The following is a 26,859-nucleotide window of genomic DNA, read 5'->3' as shown; positions in this document are numbered from 1 at the left end:
TGCATTTGGTCAAATAAACCCGCAATGACTTTGATGTCATTGCGGGTTTTATTTTATAGCTTATAAAGTGTTTTGTACTTTTCTTCTAGGTAATAAATTAAGTGTGTAACATTTAATTCTTCCCCTGTTACGTCTTTTAGGATTTCTAGTGGTTTTTTCATTTTTCCGTGTTTGTGTACTTTTTCTGATAACCACTCTTTTATTTCTTTAAGTTCGCCGTTTTCTAGTTTTTGATCGAAGTTTGGTATGTCTTTCAGCATTGCTTGTTTTAGTTGTGCTGCGTACATATATCCTAATGCGTACGATGGGAAGTAACCGAAACTTCCTCCCGACCAGTGCACGTCTTGTAGTACTCCTTTTGCGTCATTTGGAGGTGTGATTCCTAAATACTGTTCATATTTTGCATTCCATTGAGATGGAAGATCTTCCACAGTAATTTCATCGTTAAATAAAGATTTTTCTAATTCATAGCGAATGATGATGTGCAAACAATACGTTAACTCATCTGCTTCAATACGAATTAAAGAAGGTTTTGCCTCATTAATAGATTCGTAGAAAGAATCTAAGTTCATATCGGAAAACTTGCCATCAGCACATACGTTTAAACGGTTATAATGGCGCTTCCAGAATGAATAATTTCTCCCTACAAAGTTTTCATAGAATAGCGATTGTGATTCATGAATCCCCATAGAAGTCCCACTACATAGTCCAGTTCCAATTAGATCCGTTGAAACATTTTGTTCATATAAAGCATGACCACATTCATGAATTGTTCCAAAAACTGCTGTGCGGAAATCATTTTCATCATATTTCGTTGTAACACGAACGTCTCCAGGGTTTATTCCAACTGCAAAAGGATGAACGGTTTCGTCTAGCCGACCAGCTGAAAAATCATAATCCAACTCTTTCAAAACTTCCAGACTAAATTCTTTCTGCTTATCTTTCGGGAAGTGGAATAAAAGTGAACTTGCATCTATTTTATAATCAGACTCACTAATAGATTTTACTAGTGGTACAATATGTTCTTTTAATTGCCCAAATACTTGATCTAATTTTTCAACTGTCATTCCTGGTTCAAACATGTCTAATAACGTATTGTATTTATTTCCTTCAAAGCCCCAGTATTCAATGAATTTTTTGTTATATGCAACTAACTTTTCCAAATATGGCTGTAACATGGAGAAGTCTGATTTTTCTTTTGCGTCTTCCCAAACAGCTTCCGATTTTGTAGATAGTACAATATAGTCTTGGTATTCTTCTACTGGTATTTTTTTGTTTCTGTCAAAATCCTTTTTACTTTCTAATAAGGATTTTTGCATAATTTCTGAAACTTGATGAAAGTTTTCTTCTTCTAATAATGCATGTAGTACTTCTTCAAACTCTTTAGATGTGGATAGTTTGAAGGCATCAGAAGAAAGCATTCCGATAACTTCAGAGCGTTGTTCTAAGCCTTTTTTCGGTGCTCCTGTTCTCATATCCCAAAACATTAGTGCTATTGCTTCTTCATAGCTTGCGATTCTCTTTTTTGTTTCTTCGTATTGTTTTGTTAGCTGTTCTAATGACATAGTGAAACATTCCCCCTTGCTTAATGTATACAAGTAATAGAATACATAATTTTCTGGAAATATGCTATTAATATAAAAAAAGCATAGAATCTCATAGAGACAACATGCTTTTCTTATGGTTTTGAGCAAAATATGCGCTACTAACTGTTGATGATAGCACGAGTCACTCGCTTTCCGCGGGTGGTCTCGGGAGCCTCCTCGGCGCATGGCGCCTGTGGGGTCTCCCTTGACACACTTCTCCCGCAGGAGTCTCGCGCCTCGTGCTATCATCAACTTCACAAGTATTAAAAACAAAAGAAAATACTATTATTAACTTTCCACTTTAGTTGGTAGTATGGAGATTACTTTGTCTACTACTTGTTTTTGTTCTTTGTCAGAGATGAAGATTGTAATTTCACCTTCGTCTTCGGAAGTTCTTATTAGTCTGCCGATACCTTGACGTAATCGTAAAACCATATAAGGTACATCCAGTTCGTTTAAAGCATCATTTAAACCTTTTCTCTTTGCCTCAAAAACTGGATCATTTGGCGGGTATGGCAATGACCAAATAATAACGTTACTTAAAGAAGTACCTGGTATGTCTAACCCTTCCCACAAGTGATAGGCACATAAAACCGTCGCTTCTTCTTGTTGGAAAGTAGATACTAACTGGCTAATCTCTGCTTCACCCTCATATAAGAACTTGTACGACGATAAATTCGAGTTATTTTCTTTAAACCATTGCAGTTCTTCTCGTGATGAAAACAACAGCAATGCTCGTCCTTCCGTTCGCACAATAGCTTTTTTACATGCCTCATATTTTTGTTCGTTACTAGCAGCCGTTTGTATATAGATTTTCATTTTTTCATCATAGTCAAATGGAGATGCTATCGTAAACGACGTGTATTTTTGAATACCTAAGCTTTTTGCTAGGAAATCAAAAGAATTATCTTCCGCTAGAGTTGCAGATGAGAATACAAATGGAATTTCTTTATTAAAAACATTTTCTTTCAATACCGTTTCAACCGTCTTAGGCATAACAACTAACGTAGTGTCTTCTACTGTTTGTTCTGCCCAGAAAATTACATCTTCTTTTGATAGTAAAAGTTTTAATAAAAACTCTATATTATCTAAATACTCTTCCACTATATGAAGTTGATAATGATCAATTGTGTGCAGCTCGCCCTCGTATACTAGCTCTATTCCAATTTGCTCTACTTTTTTAAACAAATAGTTAGCACTTTCTAATACACTTGCTGATAGGCTAAATCTCATACGATTAGACCCGTCAACCTTAGATGTGTTTTTCTCTAACAAACTGAAAAAGGCATCACTTGCTTCAATTGCTTCTTCAACTGTCAGGGAAAATTCCTCGCGAAGGTCGTTTCCTAACAAGCGAGTAAGTAACTCTTCCACTGTACGGTTTTTAATTTTATAAGTTAAAGCTTTTTGTGCTGCATATTCTAATAAATGCCCTTCGTCAAACACAACGCTAGATGCTTCTGGAAGTAACGGCAACTGCCCTTCCCTCTTGCGCTTCTCTTTCGTCCAAACATGCTCCATATAGAAATCATGTGAACAAATAATAATATCTGTTGATTTTCTATAAAAATCTCTTGATAAAGTTTGTCCGCAACGGTGTCGCTTTTCACAAGTAAAACAATCTTGAAAACTATCCCAGCCAATTGTATTCCACTCTTCATCCGTTAAGGATGGATAATCTTTTCGATCGCCATAATGATGAAAAGACTGCATGGCCTCATACTTGCCTACAAAGTCCGGCAATGTATCATACACATTATTTATTTTCTCATTATTTTCAAAGCTCATTGCTTTATCTAATTTGTTTAAGCAAACATATTGATCAGGTGACTTTGCTAATCTCGCATCAATCGTAACATCAAGAACTTTAGAGATCTTGGCGATGTCACCTTCCGCTTTTACTAGCTGTTCAATTAACGACTCGTCCGCACATGCAATAATAGCAGGCTTGCCTATGTAACGCGCATAACAAATAGCATATAACAAGTAAACAATTGTTTTGCCTGTCCCAACACCCGCTTCGGCAAACATAATTGATTTCTCTTTATATGCTCGCTCTAATTGAAACGCCATATAAATTTGTTCATCTCTTAATTCAAAACCAGCTTCAGGTAGAATGTCATAAAAAACATCTCCAATCCACTCGTTTAATTTATCGAAAAAGTTATCCCCTTTTTTCATTGGAAAAGGAAGGCGATTCATCATACATAGACCTCCGAATATTATTTAGACATCTGACCATTATTGAAAAAAAATAGCCATTTGTCAAGTGAATTCGTCCAACTATGTAATTTCGCTATACAGCGCTCGCTTTCCTGCTTCATTCATTTTAATTTCTAACTTTAATTTCTGTTCTAGAAGAAGCATATTTCAACGCGCTTCTATATTGATTTTTTGCTCCTTCTAATACTTTCATTGCATCAGTCTCATTAGAAAATTCCTCTTTCAATCTATTATAGCTATTCTCTAAAGCTTTCGAAATCCTCATTAAATCTTGACCATTTAACCCCATAACTTGCTTTCCTCCTATAAAATGTTCAATTATCTACTTTAAAGATATTGTATGAAGATATGAATTCATTTATACTTCCGAACGCATATCGATGTTCATCGTTAGTTTGGAATGTAAACGTTGTACGTATACATAAAAATGTATAGTTAAAGGTTGTACAATTAAATAAACAGTAAACGAAAAAAATACATTACATTCCTTATAGTGAAACATATTTAATAAAGAACAAAAATACTAACTAAAAAGCCAAAAAGAACGTAAAAAAAACACCGAAACAAGTTCGGTGTTAGTTCGTTTTAGGCGGTCTTTTGCCCCAGTATTGATAATAATCTGTTTTGATAAAGCCGTTGAATAGCTTTCTTTTTTTCGTTGCTTGTTTTCCGTAAAGTTCTTCGAAGCCTTCATGCGAAGTTAACATGTAAACGGACCATGTATCAAACGGACGGAATGCTTCTCCCATCTCTCTATACATATGCTCCACAGCCGGTTGGTCCCCTAATCGTTCACCATAAGGAGGATTTCCAACGATAACTCCAAATTCTTTTTTCGTTGTAAAATCACGGACTTGCATTTGTTTAAAGTCAATGAGTTCACCTAAACCAGCTTCAAACGCATTGTCTTTAGCAATTTGGATCATTCTATGGTCTATATCATATCCAGCAATGTCTAATTCTTGATCATAATTTGCAACATCTTCTACTTCTTGTCGAGCTTTATCCCATATCTCTTTATTCATCCAAGCCCATTCTTCCGAAGCGAAATCTCGATTAAACCCAGGTGCAATATTTTGCCCAATTAAAGCAGCTTCAATAGGAATAGTACCTGAACCACAAAACGGATCAACAAATGGTTTGTCTGCTCGCCAATTCGTTAATAGAACTAGTGCTGCTGCTAATGTTTCTTTTATAGGTGCTCCACCCTGTCCAACTCGATAACCTCGTTTATGAAGGCCAGACCCACTTGCATCTAATGTAAGAGTAACGACATCTTTTAAAATAGCCACTTCTACTCTATACATCGATCCACTTTCTTCTAACCAAGCTGATTGGATATTGTACGTTTGCTTCATTTTATCTACAATCGCTTTTTTAACGATACCTTGGCAATCAGGTACACTTGCTAACTGAGATTTAACCGACTTACCTATTACAGGAAACTCAGCATCTTTTGGTAGAAAATCTCCCCATCTAATTGCTTTTGTACCTTCAAATAATTGATCGAACGTTGTTGCTTTAAATTGAGCTACTTGAATTTTAATTCGATCTGCAGTACGTAACCAAAGGTTCGCTCTTGCAATAGCAAGCTCGTCTCCTTCAAAAATAACTTTACTGTTGTCAACCGTACAATCATAACCTAAATTTTTCACTTCTTGTCCAACTAGCGACTCTAATCCCATTGCCGCAGTTGCTATAATCTTATATTTACCCATTTAAAAACACCCTAACTTATGTATAGATACTTTTATTGTCGGCTGTGTTAAGGGTTGCTGATGATTTCCGTGCAAGGCCTCGCTTTCCGCGGGCGGGCCGGGAGCCTCCTCGGCGCAAGCGCCTGTGGGGTCTCCCCGCTCCCCGCTTCTCCCGCAGGAGTCTCAGCCTTGCACGGAAATCAACAGGTAAGTATTAAATATCAACACTAAGCTTTAACACAACCTTATTATTCCACATATTCCGATTACAATATTACAGGAAAACAATTTGAGAATAAAGGGAAAGAAATATATTTTTAAACGTATGACAAAAGCTCCCCTATAAAAGGAGAGCTCATCATTTGAAAAGATAAAATGTGACATTCCATCCAATAACAGTCTGTAAGCCATGTTCTGTACCGTCGTACTACAAGCGGATTGCACCTCGTACTCCGGTGGTAATCATCTGTCTACAGATTCTAGAGATCTGTTCTTCTCATCGTTCAATTCCTTAGAGAAGATGCCCCTACCATTATTTGGGTTTCTCGCTCGAGGGGTTTACCTCGTTCCACTCCAATCATTTCTGATTGGACTACGTCACTGTGGCACTTTCAAGGTATTAACACCATATCCGATTGGACTTAGGTGCTTTCCCTGCCGTTAGCCTCGTCTAAACCAAGCTACCCTAGCTTATGAATTCGCTAGGCACGAACACTACAGGCATCGCAGCCTGTGCGAGCATGGACTTTCCTCTACGGCGTAAACCGTAGCGATTACCCGACTATTATTGATGTCAACGTTACTTAGTATAATAAAAATTAGTTCAAATTTCAACTGTAAGTTTTTGTAAAAAAATTATTCGTAAAGTTTACTACCGAAAACATGTTTTTCTAAATTAGATAATCTGCGTAGAATATCAAAGTTAGTAGAACCAGAATTGGCACTTGCCACTGGTTTTTTTGACGTATCTTCTAATTGTTTCTTTAGTTTTGCATTTTCTTGTTGTAGAATTTCATATTCTTGATGAAACGTTTCATAATCTTTAATAATTTGATCTAAAAATTTATCAACATCTTCTTGTTTATAACCACGCATCGCCGTTTTAAATTCTTGTTCTAAAATTTCTTTTGCAGTTAGTTTAATTTTATCTGAAAGCATCTTCTTCACCTCTATCACTTAACCAATATTTTCTTCTTATATTTTTTCAAAAAATGTTCAACTTGTCAATTTACTTTGACAGTCGAGTGAATTTCATAAAATATGACTATAGTAAGAAAAACGATTAATACAATTAGTTTACTATAAATTAGTAAGGTAAGTGAACCAATTTCAAATTCAATACTGTTGTTTTTGTTCATTTATCTCTTCCATAATTAATTGCAACTCATAAAAATCAATATAAATAATTTGGAAGGTTTGGTTTGTGAAACTTTGCTTTTGTTTAGCTAAATCCACTATGTATTTTGGATTACCCGTCTTCTCTTCGTCGTAAACAACTAGTAAACCATCCGATTTTTGTATAAGAAATTGATTTTTTAGCCGGAACTGGTTTGGATTTTCGTATTTCTTTTTTGTCACAGAATCAACGTAGTCTGCTTGTGAAAGAATAAATTCATAATACTCTTTATTCGTCTCATTCCAACTTTCTTCTTGTTCCAAAAAAGGAGTGATGACAGCTAATTTCAGCTGTGGCCAATCTTCTTGTAAGTCGAATACTACTTCAGCTCCCCAAAGTTCAACGCCAAGTTGGCCACTAATTAATATCCACTCTAATTCTTCATGTTCTTCTAATAAGTTTACCAGCCTTCTTTTTATTGCTAATTTGATCACATCTACTGCTGGATTGTCTTGTTTAAATATTTGAAGTTCTTGTGCTTTATATCCAGTAAGAGTTAAGACTTTCATCGTTATCCCTTCCCATTATATTTTCGTAATGAAAAAAAAAGAACTGGCCTTTTAGACCAGTCCTTTTATCATTACATTTTTTATCGGATTGTGTCAATTATCTGTTACAACCTTTACCCCAACCAGGCATACCTGTTTGAGCGCCTGCTACCATACCTGGCATGTTCGTTTGAGCACCTGCTACCATACCTGGACCTGGTCCATATCCTGGTCCGCCCATTCCTGGTCCGAATCCTGGTCCGCCCATTCCTGGTCCGAATCCTGGTCCTGACTGAGCACCTGCTACCATTCCTGGTCCCATTCCTTGAGGATATCCTGGTCCTGCGTTAAAGTGTTGTTGTTGTACGTTGTTTACTACAGAATCAGTGTGTGGGTGATAGTGCTTATGTTGGTACATTTGGTTGTTTACATAAGTTGTGTGTGATGGATGAATGTGAGGAACTTCCGTCACAGAGTATAAGTTTTTCACACAACATTTAGTAGGATGAACGATAGGTGCTGTTACATTAGGTCTACAGTGATGCATATGCATATTTTCTTTCTCCCTTCAAAATTTGTAATTTGTTTTTCTTTACATTAACAAACTATGTTGAAAGGGGTATACATGTACTAATACAAACACCTATTTTTCATATAGATAAACTTTTGCCTACTAAAGAGTTGTGTAAATAGAGCCTTTAATGTTACTTAAAATAAATACTGTTAAGCCAATCATGATGAAAAAAAGACATAAAATCAACCTAGACAACTTTCTTCTCTCCCAAAAATAAAATATCTGTTTTCTTCTCTTTCCAAATATTAATTTTACATTTTTAGAAGAACTGTTGCAACGAACTATTAGTGGAAATTTGTAGTACTATTTACCTTGTTTTTTCTTCAACAGTCGTTGTATTCTCTTTTCTATATCTTTCACAAGTTTCTCTGACTTGAATGGATCGTTAATCTCTTTGCAAAGATCTAAAGATTGATACGAATAATCTAATGCTTTTTCCATGTTTTTATGAGTATGCTCATAGTGTTTTGCAAGCTCAATGCCAGCTTCATATTTTCTGTCATTTAAATTATCATGGAATGCCTGTGTGAAATATGACTCTGCTAGGTCCATTTCTTTGTTTTTTTTCTTTAATAACCCAAGCTTAAAGCATGCTTTCCAAGACTCATCTTTTACTTCTTCATAAACAGATGCTGCCGTTTCTTTATCCCCTAATGAATCAAACCATCTCGCAACTTCGTATTTCTCTTCCTTTGTCATTGTTTCAGCTTCGGTTAATAATAAATTGGACAAGTGAATGTATAGGTTGATAAGAGACAACACATCTATTTCATTATGGATGAGTATTCCTTTTATACCTTCTGGATTTTGTGTTTTTAAAAAATCAAAATAAAGCATCGGAGCTAAAAATCCAGGTGTATCATGTTCCCGATAGATTGCCAATTTTTCTTTTTCCACTATAGATAATCGTACTGCTTCTAGCTCATTTTTCCAAAATCTTCTGGATGCATGCAATAAGTCAAAGTGACCGAATGATGGTAATTTCGGAACATGTTCTTTAATTAGTGTGTGACGAGTTTTTACTTGAGGCCAATCAAAAGCTTTTCCGTTGTAAGTTACGAGCGTTGTGTAGTCTACTTTTTCCAAAAACGATTGATACAAGGCAATTTCATTTCCAGGCTGTGGTAAAAAATGTTGCCTAATTACCACTTTATCCTTCTCTATTTTTGCATAGCCCAAGAGAAATATAGTCGTACCCGCTCCACCACTTAATCCAGTTGTCTCTGTATCAAAGAAAAATAGGTCAGTTGCTAAGTGTCCCTTACTTGATAAAGGATGTTCATTTACTGATTGATTCCATTTTTCTACTATATGAACTAATTCACCTAGCTTGTAGTTCCCATGTTTGTATTCTAACGGATATTCAACTTCTCTTATTAAGCAATGTTGCTCTTCATAGTTATATACTCTTGTTTGAAATTCTTGCCACTGCTCTTTGTAGGGAATATCTATCTGTTCGGGCTGTTTATTTACTTCCTTCACAGTCGATTCTACAGGAACAGACTCATGCTTCATATGAGTTTTTAGTCGGTTTAGTTTGTTTTTTAACTTCATTACTTAACACCCTTTAATTGATATACAACCGATTTTAACAACATTAAACTATCCGTTTTCATATGCATTGTTTCATCTTCTCCACCTACACAAGATGGACAACCAGATTCACAAGGACAAGATTCGATGAGTTCTAAAGATGAAGTAAGTAAACTTTCAAGATCTTCATATGCTTTTTCACTAAGACCTACTCCACCTGGATAACGATCATAAAGGTAGATCACTGGTTTTTCGTCATGAGTGGAGCGTATTTGTGGTACAACATGGACGTCTGATGGATCGCACATTAACCTTAATGGTGCCACATGCTTTAACGCGTGAGAAATTGCTAGTAATACCTTCTCAAGTTCATCACCTGAATACGTTGCAATAAGCTCATCAGAAAATTGCAGCCATGCCCCATTCGTATGGAGTTCTTCCTCTGGTAGATGTATTGGTCCTGATCCGATGTTTTCATGGGTATCGAATTTAATCTTCTTAAAAATGGTTGCCATCGCTCTTACTGAAACGTCTCCATAAGAGAGATTTATTTGTTGAAGTTGCTTGTTTTTATCTACTTCTAAAACATCAAGCTGTACTGCTAAATTTGCATCCGTGAAATAATCAACATTCACTTCTCGTACAAACGCTTTTTTCTCTTCCCAGTCTAGTTTTTCTACTTGAAATTGAGTTCCTTGATGTAAATAAATTGCCTCATCATGTAAAAGTGTCATCGCACTAAAGCGATCCATTTCTCCAATTACTTTATTGGCAGGTGCGTTTGTTTGGTCAATGATGATGACATTTTCTTGCGAAGCGGAGCGCAGGCTAATGTTATGAGCAGGAAATGCGTCATTCATCCAGTACCATTTCCCATTATTTTCATGTAACACACGTTCCTCTGTTAAGTATTCGAGTACATCATCTAACTCTACTCCGTCAAACGTTTCCCCTTGTTTAAATGGGAGCTCGTATGCGGCACATTTTATATGGTCTACTAAAATTATTAAATTGTTTGGATTTATTCTTGCCGTTTCTGGGTTGTTTTTTAAAAAGAAATCTGGGTGCTGGATAACATATTGGTCTAACGGATTTGAGCTTGCTACCATAATGATTACAGCTTCCCCTTGTCTTCTTCCAGCTCGTCCTGCTTGCTGCCAAGCACTAGCAATGGTCCCAGGATACCCTGTCATAATACACACTTGTAATTGACCAATATCGACACCTAGTTCTAAGGCATTCGTACTTACAACTCCGTATATTTCCCCATTACGTAATCCTTTTTCTATTTCTCTTCGCTGCGTAGGCAAATATCCGCCGCGATATCCTCTTATCGATTTAGTGCCAAGATCTTTTTTTACTAGTTCTTGCAAGTAAGTTAATAGAATTTCTACTCTTACTCTACTTTTGGCAAACACTATCGTTTGTATTTTTTGTTTTAAAAATTCACTTGCAAGGTTACGTACTTCTAGAGTAGCACTTCTCCTAATGTTTAACGGCTTATTCACTATTGGTGGGTTATAAAATATGAAATGTTTTGTACTAGAAGGTGCACCGTTTTTATTAATGAGATGGAATGATTCCCCGGTTAGTTGTTCTGCCAGTTCTTTAGGGTTGGCAATCGTTGCAGAAGTACAAATGAACGTGGGATTACTTCCATAAAAATTACATATTCGTTTCAAACGACGTATTACATTTGCCACATGACTTCCAAACACTCCACGGTAAGTATGTAGTTCATCTATTACAACATATTGTAAGTTTTCGAACAGGGAAACCCATTTTGTATGGTGAGGCAAAATACCAGAGTGTAACATGTCTGGATTTGTGATGACGACATGTCCTGCTTTTCTCACTCGTTGACGTATGTTGGGTGATGTATCTCCGTCATATGTATAACTGTTTATGGGAACTCCGAGTTTTTCAATAATTTCATTTATCTCACTTTTTTGATCTTGTGCAAGTGCTTTTGTAGGGAATAAATATAACGCTCTACTTTCTTTTTCTTCTAGTATTTTTTGAAGCACTGGTAAGTTGTAGCATAACGTTTTACCAGAAGCAGTTGGGGTTACTGCAACGAAATGTTTACCGGCTTTAGCCGCTACGAAAGCTTCATGCTGATGTGTATAAAGCGCAGAGATTCCCTTTTGTTCAAAGGCGGATTTTAATCGTTCGTCCATGTTAGTAGGAAACGGCAGAGACTTTGCCTCTTTTGCGGGAATCTTTTCCCACCTTACTATATTCGATGAAATGTTAGGCTCTTGTTTCATCCAGTCCATTATTTGTCTCACTGATTTTTTACCAAACATTGTTTTCGCCACCTCAGGTATTGTTATATTCTATTTTAGCGAATAAACGTTCTGTTCGTAAAGTAATATATAATGGAATAAAATTCTTGAGTTTATAATAGAACAAAAAAAGACACTACATCGGTGTGTAGTATCTTTATAATCCATTATGATTGGAACACATACAGTGTGTTTTTACCTTGTTCTTTTGCTCTGTACAATGCGTTGTCTGCACTTTTTAAGAGAGTTGTTTTATTTTTGCCGTGTTCTGGAGAATATGCGATGCCGATACTTGACGAAATATGAACTTCTTTTCCGCTTAAGTGGAAAGGTTGGATCAGCACATGTAGTATTTTTTTGGCCAATTCAACTGCTTGTTCCCTTTTTTCAAGGTTTTGAATGATAACAACAAACTCATCCCCACTTAACCTTCCAAAAAGACCACACGTTAAAACGATATTTTCCACGCGATCTGTAAATTGGATAAGTAACTGGTCTCCTGCATCATGACCTAATTTATCATTTATTTGTTTAAAGTCATCAATATCTAAAAACAATAAGCCTATCTTTTTAGAATTATTTAAAGATTCTTCTATAAGATTTGTAACAGCTCTGCGATTAGGTAGTCCTGTAAGACTATCTGTATATGCGAGTCTTTCCAATTCTTTTTCTAATTGTTTTTGCTTTGTAATATCCTTATTAATTCCGTATAGGCCGACTATTTTCCCTCTTACTGTTATAGGGATTGTTTTAACTACTAGTTGCACTTCTTGAGTGTCTTTCTTTGTTAAAGTAATCTCGTATTCTTGTGTTTGCCCCGATAATGTAGCATTAAGATGTTCTGCATTTTTTTGAAAATCGTTCTCATCTTTCCAAACGTTCATTTCGCTATAATGAGAGCCAACTATCTCTTCTTCTTTGAAGCCCAGTTGCTTCTCAAGAGCTGGGTTTACACTATTTATAATTCCATCTAAATCAATAGACCAAATTCCATCAGGGTTGTTCATAAATAACGATTTAAACCTTTGTTCACTTTCTTTTAAATCGCTAACATCTTTATAAGTTGCAACAATCACGTTTCTATCTTTATATGTAACTAATTCATATGATGCGAGAACTTCAATTTGTTCACCATTTCTTTTCGTTCTCATACGGTAAACATCTTTAATTGTTCGTTCGCTTTTTATGCGCTCAATAAAATTCCGTTGACTTATTAACGATTTGTCTGGAATAAACGGCGGAATTTGTTCTGTTAATAGCTCAACCTCTGACCATCCAAACAATTTTTCAACAAACGGGTTTGCCTTTATAATCGCTCCATGTTCATTTAAGACAAAAATAGCGTCAGACGTATTTTCCCAAATAAATTCTAATTCTTCTTTTATATCTAATAAATCATGCTGAACTAATCTATTATTCATGTCGTCGCAACCTGTCCACTAAATTTAAAAGTATTCTTATATATAATTTTAAACGATATACAATTTACGGTGCAAATTTTAGCTCTATTAATTCTCCATATTTCTTTCTAACCATACAATGGATAACTTTGCCCAAATAGGTAAAATCATCTTTGGAAAAGCGTATGTGTTTTTTCTATGAATAAAGTAGTAGTCATTATTATTTAGCGTAGTCACTAAATCATTTGAAACATTAACTAATATAGGAATATAACCGAATTGATCCGCTTTTTTCGCAAAAACTATTAATGTTTCTACATCTAGCCTAGACGGTGATAATATTATTACTTTATCCATCCACTTTTGATAATAAATATATCCTTTTTTATCCTTATAGAAATATAATTCTTTCTTTGGAAAAAGCTTTCTTTTCTTTTCGGTAGACACTACAAACAATGGCGCACCAGCTTGTTTTTTTCTCCAAAACAACCCGAAATACACAATGATAATGGAGATGATGATACCTAGTGTCAGGTTATTTAATAGCGCCTGCTGATCTAATGAGAACAAGTCTTGCAGCATTCTTGGTACATATTTTTTAATATATGGTATTTGAATGGTTCCTACAAATACGTAACAAAGTGATATAAAACCTATAATAATGCTATCAATAATCGCTTTTTCCGGTGTATAGACTGTATTTATTCGATAAAATTGACTTCTTGCCGTTATTAGAAGTAGCAATGCTATAAGTAATAAAATAAAGTCTCCTATGTGAAAACCTTTAGATAAACTTAAAAATGCTCCAACAACTAAAACGAAAAGTGTAAAGTAGTATGCTCTTTTCGTTTGATCATAGATGGACCTCGCTAAAAATAATAAAGTAATTCCTATTGCAATAGAAATCTGTAAGGATACTTGCATCATCTGCATCGATAAAATCTCATTTGCCCATCTTAATCGATAGATAATCGTTGGCACTACTGGAAAAAGTAGTAATAGAACCCCTACTATAAGAACGCCAAAAGTCGAAATCCGGTGAGACAAAAAGGACAATGTCTGTTTATTTGGGATAATACGACTCCACATATTTTCTTTTTGTATAAAAAATACGAGTAAAAACGTACTAATAATAAAAGGCACAACATAATAAACTATTCGGTATAAAAGAAGAAGGGCAACAATTTTCTCTTCCGTAACTTGTAACGAAGCTAAACCGAACAATAATATGAAATCGAAAGCTCCTACTCCACCAGGTACCGTACTTAATAACCCTACAACTACCGCAAAGAAATACAGTATAAATAAATAGTAAATGTTCACATCAATCCCAAGCATGTAGGCAACTTGTAGAAAAAGGATAAAGGCTAAGATCCATTCTATAAACGAAACACCAATTAAGTTTAGTTGCTCCCTTATCTTTAACTGAAAGGAGAATGAACCTAAAAACAATACAAACGGCCCATACAAACACATGATTAGTAGTGGTATTTTCATAAACGGGTAACTTTCAATGATGATAGGATTCTTCCACTCACTCCATAAAACGAACCATGCAATAATGGACGGAAATATAATCATATATGGCAGAATTACCGTTACCCATTTTAATAACTTTTTCTTTTCCATTCCTTTTTGATAAAAAAATGATCTTAATCCAACACCAGCAAAGCCTCCGAAGCCTAGGAAATTGGCGTATGTATTAAAGCTAAACGACTTACCAAACAATTGATTAGGCTTTATGGACAATTTTTTTGTAATGTATACATCATAAAAGTACATGGAGGAAACAGCAAAACACCCTAAAAAAAGGATGTAAAAAAAGGAGAAAATTCCAATATCCTGTATTTTAGAGGTAACTAGTTCAAAATCTATATTATAAAATTGTTTTTTTCCTTCAACATATACAAAAACTAGTACAGTTATAGGAAGAATAACCTTTAATACGTTTAACAAATAAGTATTTTTTAACATGTTTAGCTTCCTTTACCATGTAAGCTATATAACTCTTCCAAAAATACCATATTTTTCACGTGCTTACCATTGTATTTTTATACATTAATATATTTATTTCTTACTTGAATCCGTTTCATAATGTACGACTACTAAACGAAAAACGAATAATAGTATCGTATACTGTATTTATACACCTTAATAAACGAACATATTATTTTGTATATCACTAAAATATTCGTTTTTCATTAAACGAACCGTAATTATGAAATTGATTCACTTTCCTTTATTCCCAAAAAATGAAAACTAGAAACCAAAAAACGTTGTCACATTGCCTAGCCTACCAAACATATACTTATAATGGATGGAGGATTAGGTAAGAAAGCAGGTGTTTATGTATGGATAAAAAGAATGAGATGAAACGAAAAGAACCAACAGATCCAGCTTTTAACAATGTACTGCGCTCTATTGATGACTTTTTTCAACATTCGCCTCTTAAAGGAATTGTGGAACAAGTGGACGGATTTTTCCAAAGTGCAATCGCAAGTACTTCCTTTTCAGTGGAAACGTATGAAACGTCTAATGAGATGTATGTTATTAGTAAGATGCCTGGTGTAGCTAAAGACCAAATTACGATAGAAACATTTGATAAGTATTTAACGATCTCCGTTAAAAATGTGGAACAATCGGAGGGAAGTAACAGCAATCTGAATAGTTCGTTTAAAAGCTTTTCAGCCCAACATTCTACACGTACTATTCCATTGCCACCTTATGTAAAATCCCATTCTTTAAAAGCAACATATAAGGATGGATTATTAGAAATTATCATTCCTAAAAAAGTAAAGAAGCAGTTTAAAATTGAAGATTAAAAAAGGATGTAAAATGGTCTTAGCCATTCACATCCTTTTTTTCTTTAATTTTTATGGTTCTTGGATCCGTATTTCGGGTTTTCTTCTGGAGTAGTGTCTTTTTGTATGTCATATTCTTTCGCAAGTTCTGTGTCTTGGCGATTATTTGGATATTTATTTTTTCTTTCTCTATTATCATTGCGGGTTGTCATGCTTGTCACCTCTTATTGGTTTGGTTTGTTTTTCTTGCGCTCTTTTTTTACTTGTTTGCCTGTAAACTCATTACCAAATTCCATATTCGTCTTTTGCGGCTTATTTTTCTTTTGGCTCATTTCATCTCACCTCGAACTTATTTTTACTTATTGCCTGTTTTTTATGTTTTTAATTTATAGTTACCTTTATTTACATGAGGACATTTCCATAGTTTGACTTCTAGTCGAGGAAAGAATTATAGCTAGAAATTAGTTGATTTCAGCTGTAGGTGTGAGACTCCTGCGGGAAAGCGCGTCAAAAGAGACCCCACAGGCGCCAATAGCGCCGAGGAGTAAGTTTTTTCACGACTGTGAAAATAACCTTCCTTTTTAACGCCCGCGGAAAGCGAACACCTGTAGCTGAAGTCAACTTTTCAGACCATACTTTAATTATTAGTCTTTCATATAAAACAGTGATGAAATTAATTCCCATACATACGAACTGTCTAGATTATGAAAAATAAACATGAGGAGGTGGGACACAATGGACAATAAGAAAAAAGACGATCGCTTATATGTAGAACCATCTAATTCACCAACTTTAGTTATAAAAACAAATCTAGATTCACCTTCAGATGCTAAAGAAAATCCTTACTATACATCTTCTATGAATCATGAAGAAGCAGAGAAGTTTGAAGATTATTTTATGAATGGAAAGCAAAAAGGAGACTATCATGAATAAACCAATAGCCTATTTGCGCGAAATACTTGAACAATATGCAGATAATCAACAAATACCCCGTGAAATAATGTCTAAGCTTGAAAATGAATCTTTTCAGAGAGAACGCGACTTTGTTTTAACATTAAATGAACATGAAATAGAATTTTTAAATAATGTATTACCTAATGAAATAAACCATGCTATGGAAGCGGAAGACTTCCCGCGTGTTCAACAACTAAATGAAGTGTACGAGTTGTTGTAAAGGAGGATTTGTACTTGAGTTCAACGATAGATTATGACCGTTACATTAACATAAAGTTTCAAGAAGGTGCAATTGATAAAGTAGGCGTTAATGGCTGTCAGGTCGAGCATGTTATTGATATTTTAGTGGAGAAGCTAAAAGCGTATCAAGAAAACGAATTTCGAAGTATGGAAAATTCCATTGCCATCAACAACCTACAAAGTGCAAACTTCGCATTACACTGTCGTAGAGAAAGAATGGAAGATAAACATCGTAATGAATAATATAATAAGCGCTAGCTGTCAAAATTCAGCTGGCGCTTATTTTTTATGCTTTAAATGTAGCAGCGATTCCTTTGATCATTCCATTTAATTGATTGACAGTGTTCATCATTTGACCTGCTGTATCCATCATCTTTTTCATATCAATGTTACCATCTTGCCCTTTAAATTGATTTAAAATGGCATTAAACTGCTTCGGCTGTTGCACTTGTTGTTGGTTTTGTGTTGGATATGGGTTCATAAATGGTGACGCAGCGTTCCACATACTCTGTGGTGAGGCCTGTGGTGTTGCCTGTTGATCATAATACTGAAACGGACTTTGCCAATTACCATTATGCGCTTGGGGCATCGGTTGATTTTGAAACGGGAAACCTCCTTGGAATGGCATGAATTGATTTTGTAAATGTGGTTGGTTCCACCCACTACCCATTCCTTGCATTGGAAATCCCCCCCACTGTTGTTGATTCATATATGGATGTTGATATCCAAACCCACCTGAAAAGTTGTTCATCCACCCTAAAGGGTTATTTGGAAATCGCTCTAATGGCAAATGTCTAGGTGAAATTTGCCTTTTCCTAAACATTTATATCCCTCCTCACTTTTTCTCTATTCTTATTTTATGAGATTCACCTATAATTGGTGCCTATATCAAAAAATGCTAATTATGTCTCCTTTTGTCGGAAGTCTCATTTTTCTAAAATCAAAGAATCTTTTTTATACATGATAAAATAAAGGTAACTTTAATCAGGGGGGATGAAAGTTGCTATTAGATGAATTACGTTTGAAGTTTGTTACTTGTAAGGGGTATGAGCCAATGGAAGAAAATGAACTATTGGACTATGCAAGACAGCTTTATTTAAAAGGAGAGCTTATGCTTTTTCAATATCGACAACTTGTAAAAGGGCTTGAATTAAACGGAGCAACTTTACCACAATTTCTTGAAGTGAATTAATTGTGTCCGTTTCATAATGTATGACTACTATACGAAAAACGAATGATAGCATCGTATTATGTATTTACACTTTTTAATAAACGAACATATTAATTTGTATTACACTAAGATATTCGTTTTTCATTAAGCGAACCGTAATTATGAAATTGATTAGAATAACTAGTGCAGGTGGGCTTAGCCACCTGCTTTTATTTTTATTTTTGCCAATAATTTTATAGGTGTTTTACTTTTGATATAGGAAAAATTATAAGAGTAATGTAGAAATTTCTAAGGGGGGGATTTTAAATGGCTAGAGGGAAAAACTTTCAACATCAGAAAAAAGGACATACACCTACAATTGGTGCGCAACCAGCGGAACGAAAAGTGTTTGAAAAGGTGGAATATGCAATTGAACCTGTAGCAAGTGAAGGAGATCGTCCTGTAACAATTCAAGTGGAAAAAGAATAATCTTCATATAAAAATGGGAAGCATTATTTTGCTTCCCACTTGTTATTTACATCTTCTAATACGTATTTTATAGACTGAATCATCGATTGAAAACGTTTTTTCTTCGTATCTGGATAAAAACATTGAACAGAAACTAATTGTATATTTTCTGCTGTGTTTTCAATTTGACTCTCATGTAAGTACTTTGGTTTATTATCTTTAACCCATTGGGTTGTGGATATTTTCCATTGTTCTGTAAGTGCATGAACCCTATCAGCATATGGTTTTACTTCTAGAAAGAAATCTGGTTGTTCACCCTTTTCTATTTTCCCTTGAAGTATTGATTCCAATTTATTAACTTCCGATAATAATTTCTTATTAAGTTTAACTAGTTTTTTTTCCGTGTGCACAAAATTCACCTCTATTACATATCCTATCATAAGCAATAAAATTTATTAAGAGGATAAAGCAGCTTGTGCATACACTTTTAGTGGCTTTTTTCTTTGTAAAGATTCTTCCTTCATTATACGTTCCATATCATCTATCGTTTCATGTAATTGTTCAATACGTTTTTTTATTTCGTTTTCAATATATTCTTTTTCGTCCTGCACTTTTTTAGCCATCGTTAATTCTAATGTATCTAAAGTATCGAATAATGTATCAATCTGCTTTAAAGTTTCATCACGAGAAATAAGATTGTTCATTTGTTACCTCTCCTCCACTCTTTGTTACCCTACAAATTCAACGAAAAATGGCCACTCCCTTCTCACCTGACAAAACTAGAATTAATTCGTCAAAGAAAGTGCAATTTCTCCTTTTTCTTTATCTATATTCTGCATGTTTCTAACTAATAAGGAAAACTTATTAGTGGAGGTGTGTAAAATGGCTAAGCATAATAATAGTAAACAACAGGAACAGCAGAAGCAGCAAAAGGGTCGTGAAAATGCTCCAGGCTATGAAGATAAAAAGCTAGGCGGTCCAAACAGACCGTCAACTTAATGAACGCTTTATGAGGATCATTTTAGTTGCTATTTTTATGTAAAGTGGTCCTCCTTTCTGCTATGCAGACCAACTTGACTGGTTTTTCCGCTATAGATGGTCCTCATTAACGCTATGATGACCATCTTGGCTGGTTTTTCTGCTAAAGATGGTCCTCATTACTGCTATGACTACCATCTTATTTCGTACTTTGAATAAAAGTGGTCCTCATATTCCAAGTTTGCACAACCGCTTGTTCTCACTATCGGCAATATTCCTCGTTTATCTACTAAAACAAACAGCAACTACCTTTTATCTCTTAACACCCAATTATTTAAAGCAATTAACCCATGTAGCTCGTTTTGCTTATGTAAAAACCAATGTGTAAGCGGATTTGGATGTTTAGCTTTTTCTTCCACAATGGCATTCCAGTTTGATATTTTTTTGTGCTGCTTAAAAACCCAATCTTCTTGGACGACTGGAACATGTTGAACAATATCGTAAGCAACTCTTAAAAATGGCGTTTGTCTTGTAAAGTTTTTGTGTAAATACTTTTCATAGTCGTAACGAGAACCTGTATGGACTGTTTTTTTCGAAAAAGAATAAAACTTCATAAATAACTCAGGATGAAATAGAATGTTAGAAAGCTGCTTTCCTAATAAAATCCGATTATTTATGTTTTTAAAATGGTAAACTGAATGACCATATAATTCACCATCCAACGTTGGAAACACAACACAACTAAAATGTCCTATATCTTGAAGGATAAACGCAAGCGATTGGAATACATCTTTTTGAAGGGATGGATTTTTAATAACAGGATGGTCTATCATGTTTTGTTCATTAATAATGAGGGAAGTAACTAATCGTTCCTCATTTTTGCAAGACCAAAAGACTTCCCACTCTTGTTCCATAAATACTGAAACAGAAAATGCATGTAATAGGTGGAAAAGCGATGTTCCTAATTTTTTTGAGAGTTCATATAATAGAAGCTGTGGATAGGCATCTTGAAAGATGATCCAGTTGGCGCGTTCATATGTGAAAAATAGTCTATCTCGTTGTTGTTCATCTAATGCTAGCGTAAACCATCTTCCTTTTAAATCGGTCATGTTCCATCCTGCATTACGAGAAACCATACTAGCAAGAAACGACCACTTTATTTCCGGATTTGAATAGAAAAAGTTAGCATACGCCTCCGTCCTAGACACATTGTCGACATTAAATTTTACTGTATTTTTTTTAATTTCAGTGATAAACTTATTTTCTTGATGGGAGTATTTATAATTTTTTCGTTTATTTTTAATGTTTTCATAGGCTAAATTAGTACTTCGAAAGAACAAAATGCATCCCAACTCTCCGTATGGTGATAAAATAAGTTGAATAGTAGTGTGTAGTTTTTACTTATAGGGGGAAATTTATGAATATAAGGTATCCTAACGGAAAGCTTTATGAGCAAAAAAATGCTCCTACTAAGCAAGCTCAACAAAAAGTACAATATGGTAACCGAGGCATGTCGTTAGAGGAAGATTTACATGAAACGAATCTGTATTATTTAAACAGACAAATTGCCGTTATACATAAAAAACCGACACCAGTGCAAATTGTACAAGTTGACTACCCACAAAGGAGTGCAGCTGTCATTAAAGAAGCTTATTTCAAATTAGCTTCCACAACCGATTTTAACGGGGTATACAAAGGAAGATATGTTGATTTTGAGGCAAAGGAAACAAAAAATAAAACATCCTTTCCATTACAAAACTTCCATGAGCATCAAATAAGTCATATGAAAGATGTGTTGAAACAAAATGGAATTTGTTTCGTCATATTAATGTTCAGTGTTTTAAACGAAGTGTACTTATTACCTGCAGAAAAGCTTTTAGATTATTGGGATAGAAAAGCATCTGGGGGTAGAAAGTCTATTACTAAAGCGGAAATAGAACAAGATGGCTACCTCTTACCTATTGGCTATCAACCTAGAATTGACTATATTAAAGTTATAGACAAGTTGTACTGCTAACCTTCGTAGCAAGACACTTTTGGAGAAAGGCAGGTATTTTTATGTCAGAAAAAAATAATTCAAGAGAAGCAAGACGGAAAGCGCTCGTAGCTGAAAAAGCTAAAAATGGCGGTTCCAAAAAGAAAAAAGTATCTAGTATTCTAAAAAAGGTAATTTTAATTGGTTTTTTACTCGGTCTTGCTGGTTTACTAGTTGGTGTGGCCACATTTGCCTATTATGTTAAAGATACACCACCACTAGATGAAACACTCTTAAAAGTAGCAGTGCGATCAACAGTTATGGATAAAGATGGGGAATTAGCTGCAGAGCTTGGAAGTCACGAAGCAAGAGAAGTTGTTTCCTTTAATGATATTCCTCAAGAAGTAATAGATGCATTTTTAGCTACAGAAGATGTTCGTTTTTTTGAACATAACGGTGTAGATTATCGTCGTTTAGCTGGCGCTGTAGTCGCGAATATTACAGGTGGGTTTGGAGCACAAGGTGGTAGTACCATTACACAACAACTTGTGAAACTTTCCTTTCTAACAGAAGAAAAAACGTTAAGACGTAAAGCACAGGAATTTTATTTAGCTTATCAATTAGAAGGCCGTTTTTCAAAAGAAGAAATTTTAGAGATGTACTTAAATAAAATCTTCTTTTCTAACCGATCTTATGGTATTCAAACAGCTGCTCAAAATTATTATGGAAAAGAATTAGATGAATTAGAACTGCATGAAATTGCGATGTTAGCTGGTCTTCCGCAGAGTCCTAATCCGTATAACCCGAAACGTAATCCTGAAAATGCAGAACGCAGAAGAAATGTCGTACTGCACTTAATGGTTATGCACGGGAAAATTACAGAAGCTGAGGCAGAAGAAGCAAGAAATGTACCAGTAACAGAAACACTTGTCGAAGGTTCAGAAACAAACCGATATGCTAACCGTTACGATGCATTTATTGATAGAGTTGTGGATGAGATTAGTGAAAAATTAGGTGAACAAATTAATCCTAACACAGATGGTCTTCAAATTTTCACAACCTTAGATCAAAATGCACAGCAACATGTAGAGCTCCTGATATCGGATGAAAGCCCTGTAAAACATAAAGACAACGAAGATTACCAAATTGGTATTACGCTCTTAGATACAAAATCTGGTGCAATCAGAGCTATAGGTGGTGCGCGTAACTATGTTAAAACAGGTACGAACTACGCTACCGATGAACCAATCCAACCAGGTTCTGCTATTAAGCCAATTTTAGATTACGGACCTGCAATAGAACACCTTCAATGGTCAACATATCATCAAATAAATGATGAAGCTCACAATTACACTGAAGGTGAAAAGAACGCTATTCGTAACTGGGATGATAATTTTAAAGGTTGGATGAGTATGAGACAACATATCGTTGAGTCTCGTAACGTTCCAGCTGTAAAAGCTTTACAAGAGGTTGGAAAAGAAAAAGCACGAGATTTTGCGACAAAAATTGGTGTTTCTATTCCTGAAAACTATACAGAAGCGTATTCTCTAGGTGGGTTCTCATCAGGAACAACTACATTAGAACTCGCAGGTGCTTTTGCTAGTTTTGGTAATGAAGGTGTTTACACAGAACCTTATGCGGTAACAAAAGTCGTCTTCCCTGATGGAACGACTGTTAACTTAAACAATCAACCAGAAATAGCAATGAAAGATTCTACTGCGTTCATGATTACGGATATGCTAAAGTCTGCTCTACGTGATCCTGGAAACGTTGCAGGTTCGGCTAATGTGCCTGGCTTAAATGTGGCAGGAAAATCGGGTACAACAAACTTTGATGCCCAAACACGTGAGAGATTGAATCATCCATCAGGAGCTGTACCAAGTGTTATTTTCTCGGGTTATACACCAACATACACAGCTGCAATATGGGCTGGATTTAAACGTATGGGTACTGATAATTATTTACGCTCACAAGAAGAACGTCGTGCAGCGAGAGATTTATTTAAAAATTTAATCTCCCATGTGTCGACAAAAGATGCGGATAAAGCGGACTTCCGAGTACCGAACAGTGTTGTTCGTGTAGCAATAGAGAAAGGCTCGAACCCTCCGCTTCTTGCTAGTGAGTTTACTCCTAAAGATAAGATAACGAATGAGTATTTTATTAGAGGAACAGAACCGACTAAAGTTTCCACGGAATTCGAGCGTTTAGATGCGCCTAGCGGTTTAACTGTTGTATATGATGAAGAAAAAGATGAAGTGTTAGTAAACTGGCAATATGACGGAAGCTTGTTAGATAAAGTTAGCTTTGAAGTCAAAGCTACCGTTAATGATGGCAACGCTCAGATCTTAACTGTAACAAAAGACCTTGGTGTTATTATTGAATCACCTCAACCAGGAAGCAGAATTAAGGTCGAGGTAACCGCCCTTCTAACTGAAGCGGAAGAAAAGCGTAGTGAAACATCTACTCAAACTGTTAACATCCCTGAGTTAGTGGAAGAAGAGGAAGAAATTATTATCGAAATTCCAGACCCTCTCCCCCCTCCTGATGACGACGAGGATGATGATGACGATGACGATGATGACGACGATACGAACGAAGAAAATACAAACCGTAATAACAGAAGAAATAATGACAACGATGATGACGACGACGAATAATCTCTGACCGAGAAAAACCGTACTCTAAAAAGTAGAGTACGGTTTTTTACATGCTATTTTGATAAATGACTTATAAAAACACAACTGCTACACCAGCTCCAATGGCAAACGCTGTTAGAAATGCTTCCGCCCCTTTAGATAGTCCTGATACGAAATGTCCTACCATTAAATCCCGGACGGCATTCGTTATTAATAAACCAGGAACAAGTGGCATAACCGATCCGATAATTATTTTATCTAACTCGTATCCTAAACCAATCTCTACCGTGTAAAAAGCAAGAAATCCAATTATTAAAGACGCCATAAATTCAGCGAAAAACTTCACATTAGAGTAGTGTTGAATGAGAAGCAAGCTACTGTACCCTACTCCACCAATAATAAAAGCAGGTATAAAATCCTGTAATATCCCTTTGAACATAATTAAAAATGCTCCACTAACTAAAGAGGCAGCTAATATTTGAATTGGTATAGAAAATTGCAAATTCGTGTTTTGTAGTGTTTTTAACGCTTCATGGGCCTCTTCTAACGTTAATTCACCGTTCGTAATTTTCCTCGAAATATCATTTACTTTTTCTACTTTTTCTAAGTCAGTTGTTCGATTATTAATTCTTACTAGTTGAGTAGGATTAATATCTTTTAAAGAAACAATAATTCCAGTTGGAGTGACAAATGTGTGTGGATCTTCTACGCCAAAAGCTTTTGCCATTCTTGTCATCGTGTCTTCTACTCGATACGTCTCTGCCCCACTCTCCATCATTATTTTTCCAGCGAGTAAACAGATGGAAACGACTGATTTTACTTCTTCTAATTCTTTTTTCTCCATTTATGACACACCTTGCTTCAAACGTTTCTCTTTAGAGTGGACAATAATTCTCATAACAATTTGTACGAACACTTCTGCAAAAACAAGTCCCATTGCAATAGCTCCTGATATCATGAACGCCTTTGCAGCAAGCGGAATAGCGGCAAGATAATCATTTTGTGCGACATGTCGCATCGTATTGTATGCTAGTCCACCAGGTACTAATGGAATAATTCCTGCAACACTATAAATAATCATAGGCTTGCGATATCTTCTCGCAAAAATCAAGCCAATTAACGCAACGACAAATGCCCCAACGAAAGAAGCGATAACGGTATCAATTCCAGCATCGGCTAATGTGATATAAAACATCCACCCTACCATTCCAACAATTCCACAGTGAACTAATGCTTTTCGAGGAGCATTAAAAATCACTCCGAATCCGGCAGATGCAATGAAACTAAAAAATAACTGTCCGAAAATATATAACATGGTATCCCTCATTTCAAATCCAATATGCTTTATGTAATATTACTTATTATAACTTGAAATGTTGGAAAATCTAGTAATCGTTATTTGATCGATAATTTGATATATATCTTTTCACTATTCAATTTGCTTTGTGCGCTTTGAATTAGTTCTTTTTCTAGTTTTTCTAATAAGGTTTCATTGATTTCTTCTAAGGAGTATTGAGAAAAGCTTTGTTGTAAACGCTCCTCAAATTGCTCATGTACATTATTATAAAAGTAAGAATGAAGATGAAAGATATTGAATTGCATTTCTTCATCTATATCCCTTCTGTAATCAGAGAAATAAGACCTAAGTTTAGTCGGGTTTCGCTCTTTAAAAGAATAGGTTAAAAAAACTTTTAACGTCTTTTCATCTTGCGTTTGGAGTTCATAATCTAATACAGGATCTTGATAATCTAACATTACCATTAGTATGTCTTTATCTGTAGTAAGTAAATACAATCCGTTTCTTTTAACTTCTATAACCTTATTTTTACTAGTAATGTATATTTCATGATCTTTTTCTGGATAATATGTTTCGTATAAACTAAATATAAAGATACATGCAAGAATTGCAGAAACATAGCTTAATATTTTTGGAATTTCTTTATAACGAATTTTATATTTATGTATGATCCATTCAGACAGTGCAATAAAAGGTGTAATGGCGAGAATAAATATGATTGGATAAAACAAAACGTGATATAACAATGGGTGGATGGTAATTGTCATATTTTAAATATTTCCCCTTCTTTTTTAATTTCAAAAAAACCTTTCCTAATTGAGTTAGTTTCATAATGTACAATCACTAAACAAAAAACGAATATTATACCTATTCTTTCATATAAATAACGTTTTATATCGAACGTTATTTAATTATAATAAACGGTACATTCGTTTTTCACTAAACGAACAGTAATTATGAAATTGATTCAATAATAAGAAAGGCTTCATTCTTTAATTTGGTTCTTCTAGTTTTTTCACTTCTAATTCTAATCTAATTTGTTCTAAGACTACTTTCTCTTTTTCAAGTTCTATTTCTTTTTCTTTCAAACTTGCTTTTAGTTTACTTTGGTACATGCTTTGTCCTACGCCACCAATTATGGCTGTAATGACAATAATAAATATGAACAATTCCAA

The 26,859-nt window shown here is 34.9% G+C and carries 28 protein-coding genes and 1 other RNA gene; 8 read left to right on the top strand and 21 right to left on the bottom strand.

Annotation, left to right across the window (positions count from 1 at the left end; genetic code table 11):
- Nucleotides 1-53: 53 nt before the first annotated feature.
- The 12 genes from CDZ89_RS10060 to CDZ89_RS10005 all read right to left on the bottom strand — a co-directional run bounded on the left by CDZ89_RS10060 (nucleotide 54) and on the right by CDZ89_RS10005 (nucleotide 15,159).
- Nucleotides 54-1,565, bottom strand: a complete 1,512-nt coding sequence (locus CDZ89_RS10060; protein WP_096154319.1) for a carboxypeptidase M32 — start codon at nucleotides 1,563-1,565, stop codon at nucleotides 54-56.
- Between the two features lie 309 nt (nucleotides 1,566-1,874).
- Nucleotides 1,875-3,788, bottom strand: coding sequence for an ATP-dependent DNA helicase (locus CDZ89_RS10055; RefSeq protein WP_096156928.1), 1,914 nt, complete (start codon nucleotides 3,786-3,788; stop codon nucleotides 1,875-1,877).
- Between the two features lie 127 nt (nucleotides 3,789-3,915).
- Entirely contained in the window at nucleotides 3,916-4,098 is a 183-nt protein-coding gene (locus CDZ89_RS10050; protein WP_096154318.1) for a hypothetical protein, read from the bottom strand.
- Between the two features lie 286 nt (nucleotides 4,099-4,384).
- On the bottom strand, nucleotides 4,385-5,527 hold the full coding sequence (locus CDZ89_RS10045; protein WP_096154317.1) for a THUMP domain-containing class I SAM-dependent RNA methyltransferase: 1,143 nt from the start codon (nucleotides 5,525-5,527) through the stop codon (nucleotides 4,385-4,387).
- Nucleotides 5,528-5,904: 377 nt separating this feature from the next.
- An RNA gene (rnpB, locus tag CDZ89_RS10040) (RNase P RNA component class B) lies at nucleotides 5,905-6,291 on the bottom strand.
- 70 nt (nucleotides 6,292-6,361) lie between these two features.
- Nucleotides 6,362-6,664, bottom strand: coding sequence for a cell division regulator GpsB (gpsB, locus tag CDZ89_RS10035; RefSeq protein WP_096154316.1), 303 nt, complete (start codon nucleotides 6,662-6,664; stop codon nucleotides 6,362-6,364).
- 177 nt (nucleotides 6,665-6,841) lie between these two features.
- Nucleotides 6,842-7,411 (bottom strand): SLOG family protein, encoded by a 570-nt coding sequence (locus CDZ89_RS10030; protein ID WP_100333645.1) that lies wholly within the window; start codon nucleotides 7,409-7,411, stop codon nucleotides 6,842-6,844.
- Between the two features lie 97 nt (nucleotides 7,412-7,508).
- Nucleotides 7,509-7,943, bottom strand: a complete 435-nt coding sequence (locus CDZ89_RS10025) for a spore coat protein (RefSeq protein WP_319830039.1) — start codon at nucleotides 7,941-7,943, stop codon at nucleotides 7,509-7,511.
- Nucleotides 7,944-8,267: 324 nt separating this feature from the next.
- Nucleotides 8,268-9,518: a ribonuclease H-like domain-containing protein gene (locus CDZ89_RS10020; RefSeq protein WP_100333644.1), complete on the bottom strand. Its 1,251-nt coding sequence runs from the start codon at nucleotides 9,516-9,518 to the stop codon at nucleotides 8,268-8,270.
- Entirely contained in the window at nucleotides 9,518-11,806 is a 2,289-nt protein-coding gene (locus tag CDZ89_RS10015; RefSeq protein WP_096154313.1) for a DEAD/DEAH box helicase, read from the bottom strand. The genes CDZ89_RS10020 and CDZ89_RS10015 overlap by 1 nt, the downstream gene beginning before the upstream one ends.
- Nucleotides 11,807-11,952: 146 nt before the next feature.
- Nucleotides 11,953-13,206, bottom strand: a complete 1,254-nt coding sequence (locus CDZ89_RS10010; protein ID WP_096154312.1) for a diguanylate cyclase domain-containing protein — start codon at nucleotides 13,204-13,206, stop codon at nucleotides 11,953-11,955.
- A gap of 87 nt (nucleotides 13,207-13,293) precedes the next feature.
- Nucleotides 13,294-15,159: a lysylphosphatidylglycerol synthase domain-containing protein gene (locus CDZ89_RS10005; RefSeq protein ID WP_096154311.1), complete on the bottom strand. Its 1,866-nt coding sequence runs from the start codon at nucleotides 15,157-15,159 to the stop codon at nucleotides 13,294-13,296.
- A 377-nt stretch (nucleotides 15,160-15,536) separates the two neighbouring features.
- Between CDZ89_RS10005 and CDZ89_RS10000 the strand changes: the two genes are divergently transcribed.
- The gene (locus tag CDZ89_RS10000; protein ID WP_096154310.1) at nucleotides 15,537-16,007 is read left to right on the top strand and encodes an Hsp20/alpha crystallin family protein; all 471 of its coding nucleotides are present in this window, start codon (nucleotides 15,537-15,539) and stop codon (nucleotides 16,005-16,007) included.
- A 44-nt stretch (nucleotides 16,008-16,051) separates the two neighbouring features.
- Here the strand turns inward: CDZ89_RS10000 and CDZ89_RS19925 are convergent, their stop codons facing one another.
- A complete protein-coding gene (locus CDZ89_RS19925) occupies nucleotides 16,052-16,198 on the bottom strand; it encodes a hypothetical protein (RefSeq protein ID WP_176483722.1) in 147 nt (48 codons plus the stop codon).
- A 523-nt stretch (nucleotides 16,199-16,721) separates the two neighbouring features.
- On the opposite strand from CDZ89_RS19925, the gene CDZ89_RS09995 reads away from it, so the two are divergent.
- The 3 genes from CDZ89_RS09995 to CDZ89_RS09985 are packed head-to-tail and all read left to right on the top strand — an operon-like array spanning nucleotide 16,722 to nucleotide 17,423.
- Nucleotides 16,722-16,919, top strand: coding sequence for a hypothetical protein (locus tag CDZ89_RS09995; RefSeq protein WP_176483721.1), 198 nt, complete (start codon nucleotides 16,722-16,724; stop codon nucleotides 16,917-16,919).
- Entirely contained in the window at nucleotides 16,912-17,160 is a 249-nt protein-coding gene (locus CDZ89_RS09990) for a sporulation protein (protein ID WP_100333643.1), read from the top strand. Before CDZ89_RS09995 ends, CDZ89_RS09990 begins: the two co-directional genes overlap by 8 nt.
- A 14-nt stretch (nucleotides 17,161-17,174) precedes the next feature.
- On the top strand, nucleotides 17,175-17,423 hold the full coding sequence (locus CDZ89_RS09985; protein ID WP_096154307.1) for an Acb2/Tad1 domain-containing protein: 249 nt from the start codon (nucleotides 17,175-17,177) through the stop codon (nucleotides 17,421-17,423).
- A 43-nt stretch (nucleotides 17,424-17,466) separates the two neighbouring features.
- Here CDZ89_RS09985 and CDZ89_RS09980 read toward each other — a convergent pair whose 3' ends face one another.
- Nucleotides 17,467-18,003, bottom strand: a complete 537-nt coding sequence (locus CDZ89_RS09980; RefSeq protein ID WP_096154306.1) for a YppG family protein — start codon at nucleotides 18,001-18,003, stop codon at nucleotides 17,467-17,469.
- A 177-nt stretch (nucleotides 18,004-18,180) separates the two neighbouring features.
- Between CDZ89_RS09980 and yppF the strand changes: the two genes are divergently transcribed.
- Both yppF and CDZ89_RS19920 read left to right on the top strand, forming a co-directional pair.
- Nucleotides 18,181-18,372 (top strand): YppF family protein, encoded by a 192-nt coding sequence (gene yppF / locus CDZ89_RS09975; RefSeq protein ID WP_096154305.1) that lies wholly within the window; start codon nucleotides 18,181-18,183, stop codon nucleotides 18,370-18,372.
- 285 nt (nucleotides 18,373-18,657) lie between these two features.
- Nucleotides 18,658-18,819: a hypothetical protein gene (locus CDZ89_RS19920; RefSeq protein WP_176483720.1), complete on the top strand. Its 162-nt coding sequence runs from the start codon at nucleotides 18,658-18,660 to the stop codon at nucleotides 18,817-18,819.
- A gap of 23 nt (nucleotides 18,820-18,842) precedes the next feature.
- Here the strand turns inward: CDZ89_RS19920 and CDZ89_RS09970 are convergent, their stop codons facing one another.
- The 3 genes from CDZ89_RS09970 to CDZ89_RS09960 all read right to left on the bottom strand — a co-directional run bounded on the left by CDZ89_RS09970 (nucleotide 18,843) and on the right by CDZ89_RS09960 (nucleotide 21,116).
- The gene (locus CDZ89_RS09970; RefSeq protein ID WP_157842713.1) at nucleotides 18,843-19,208 is read right to left on the bottom strand and encodes a YppE family protein; all 366 of its coding nucleotides are present in this window, start codon (nucleotides 19,206-19,208) and stop codon (nucleotides 18,843-18,845) included.
- Nucleotides 19,209-19,253: 45 nt separating this feature from the next.
- Nucleotides 19,254-19,502: a hypothetical protein gene (locus tag CDZ89_RS09965; RefSeq protein WP_096154303.1), complete on the bottom strand. Its 249-nt coding sequence runs from the start codon at nucleotides 19,500-19,502 to the stop codon at nucleotides 19,254-19,256.
- Between the two features lie 579 nt (nucleotides 19,503-20,081).
- Nucleotides 20,082-21,116, bottom strand: a complete 1,035-nt coding sequence (locus CDZ89_RS09960; RefSeq protein ID WP_406564883.1) for a DUF2515 family protein — start codon at nucleotides 21,114-21,116, stop codon at nucleotides 20,082-20,084.
- A 77-nt stretch (nucleotides 21,117-21,193) separates the two neighbouring features.
- Here CDZ89_RS09960 and recU point away from each other — a divergent pair, with 77 nt between their 5' ends.
- Both recU and CDZ89_RS09950 read left to right on the top strand, forming a co-directional pair.
- On the top strand, nucleotides 21,194-21,793 hold the full coding sequence (gene recU, locus CDZ89_RS09955; RefSeq protein WP_096154302.1) for a Holliday junction resolvase RecU: 600 nt from the start codon (nucleotides 21,194-21,196) through the stop codon (nucleotides 21,791-21,793).
- A gap of 41 nt (nucleotides 21,794-21,834) precedes the next feature.
- Nucleotides 21,835-24,408 carry a transglycosylase domain-containing protein gene (locus CDZ89_RS09950; protein WP_100333641.1) on the top strand — a complete coding sequence of 858 codons (2,574 nt, stop codon included), beginning with the start codon at nucleotides 21,835-21,837 and terminating at the stop codon, nucleotides 24,406-24,408.
- Between the two features lie 70 nt (nucleotides 24,409-24,478).
- Here CDZ89_RS09950 and CDZ89_RS09945 read toward each other — a convergent pair whose 3' ends face one another.
- From CDZ89_RS09945 to CDZ89_RS09930, 4 genes are all read right to left on the bottom strand, one after another.
- Nucleotides 24,479-25,231, bottom strand: coding sequence for a threonine/serine exporter family protein (locus CDZ89_RS09945; protein ID WP_096154300.1), 753 nt, complete (start codon nucleotides 25,229-25,231; stop codon nucleotides 24,479-24,481).
- A complete protein-coding gene (locus tag CDZ89_RS09940) occupies nucleotides 25,232-25,702 on the bottom strand; it encodes a threonine/serine exporter family protein (RefSeq protein ID WP_100333640.1) in 471 nt (156 codons plus the stop codon).
- 80 nt (nucleotides 25,703-25,782) lie between these two features.
- Nucleotides 25,783-26,451 (bottom strand): hypothetical protein, encoded by a 669-nt coding sequence (locus tag CDZ89_RS09935; protein WP_096154298.1) that lies wholly within the window; start codon nucleotides 26,449-26,451, stop codon nucleotides 25,783-25,785.
- A 225-nt stretch (nucleotides 26,452-26,676) separates the two neighbouring features.
- Nucleotides 26,677-26,859, bottom strand: a complete 183-nt coding sequence (locus CDZ89_RS09930) for a hypothetical protein (RefSeq protein ID WP_096154297.1) — start codon at nucleotides 26,857-26,859, stop codon at nucleotides 26,677-26,679.

This window comes from Bacillus alkalisoli (genome assembly GCF_002797415.1).
GTDB classification, from domain to species: Bacteria; Bacillota; Bacilli; order Bacillales; family Bacillaceae_I; genus Bacillus_CD; species Bacillus_CD alkalisoli.
This window is presented reverse-complemented; position numbering and strand designations above follow the sequence as displayed.

Coding starts and splice junctions, on each gene's coding strand:
- CDZ89_RS10060 (WP_096154319.1), bottom strand. CDS start 1,565: ATGTCATTAGAACAGCTAACAAAACAATACGAAGAAACAAAAAAGAGA.
- CDZ89_RS10055 (WP_096156928.1), bottom strand. CDS start 3,788: ATGAATCGCCTTCCTTTTCCAATGAAAAAAGGGGATAACTTTTTCGAT.
- CDZ89_RS10050 (WP_096154318.1), bottom strand. CDS start 4,098: ATGGGGTTAAATGGTCAAGATTTAATGAGGATTTCGAAAGCTTTAGAG.
- CDZ89_RS10045 (WP_096154317.1), bottom strand. CDS start 5,527: ATGGGTAAATATAAGATTATAGCAACTGCGGCAATGGGATTAGAGTCG.
- gpsB (WP_096154316.1), bottom strand. CDS start 6,664: ATGCTTTCAGATAAAATTAAACTAACTGCAAAAGAAATTTTAGAACAA.
- CDZ89_RS10030 (WP_100333645.1), bottom strand. CDS start 7,411: ATGAAAGTCTTAACTCTTACTGGATATAAAGCACAAGAACTTCAAATA.
- CDZ89_RS10025 (WP_319830039.1), bottom strand. CDS start 7,943: ATGCATATGCATCACTGTAGACCTAATGTAACAGCACCTATCGTTCAT.
- CDZ89_RS10020 (WP_100333644.1), bottom strand. CDS start 9,518: ATGAAGTTAAAAAACAAACTAAACCGACTAAAAACTCATATGAAGCAT.
- CDZ89_RS10015 (WP_096154313.1), bottom strand. CDS start 11,806: ATGTTTGGTAAAAAATCAGTGAGACAAATAATGGACTGGATGAAACAA.
- CDZ89_RS10010 (WP_096154312.1), bottom strand. CDS start 13,206: ATGAATAATAGATTAGTTCAGCATGATTTATTAGATATAAAAGAAGAA.
- CDZ89_RS10005 (WP_096154311.1), bottom strand. CDS start 15,159: ATGTTAAAAAATACTTATTTGTTAAACGTATTAAAGGTTATTCTTCCT.
- CDZ89_RS10000 (WP_096154310.1), top strand. CDS start 15,537: ATGGATAAAAAGAATGAGATGAAACGAAAAGAACCAACAGATCCAGCT.
- CDZ89_RS19925 (WP_176483722.1), bottom strand. CDS start 16,198: ATGACAACCCGCAATGATAATAGAGAAAGAAAAAATAAATATCCAAAT.
- CDZ89_RS09995 (WP_176483721.1), top strand. CDS start 16,722: ATGGACAATAAGAAAAAAGACGATCGCTTATATGTAGAACCATCTAAT.
- CDZ89_RS09990 (WP_100333643.1), top strand. CDS start 16,912: ATGAATAAACCAATAGCCTATTTGCGCGAAATACTTGAACAATATGCA.
- CDZ89_RS09980 (WP_096154306.1), bottom strand. CDS start 18,003: ATGTTTAGGAAAAGGCAAATTTCACCTAGACATTTGCCATTAGAGCGA.
- CDZ89_RS19920 (WP_176483720.1), top strand. CDS start 18,658: ATGGCTAGAGGGAAAAACTTTCAACATCAGAAAAAAGGACATACACCT.
- CDZ89_RS09965 (WP_096154303.1), bottom strand. CDS start 19,502: ATGAACAATCTTATTTCTCGTGATGAAACTTTAAAGCAGATTGATACA.
- recU (WP_096154302.1), top strand. CDS start 21,194: ATGAATATAAGGTATCCTAACGGAAAGCTTTATGAGCAAAAAAATGCT.
- CDZ89_RS09950 (WP_100333641.1), top strand. CDS start 21,835: ATGTCAGAAAAAAATAATTCAAGAGAAGCAAGACGGAAAGCGCTCGTA.
- CDZ89_RS09945 (WP_096154300.1), bottom strand. CDS start 25,231: ATGGAGAAAAAAGAATTAGAAGAAGTAAAATCAGTCGTTTCCATCTGT.
- CDZ89_RS09940 (WP_100333640.1), bottom strand. CDS start 25,702: ATGTTATATATTTTCGGACAGTTATTTTTTAGTTTCATTGCATCTGCC.
- CDZ89_RS09935 (WP_096154298.1), bottom strand. CDS start 26,451: ATGACAATTACCATCCACCCATTGTTATATCACGTTTTGTTTTATCCA.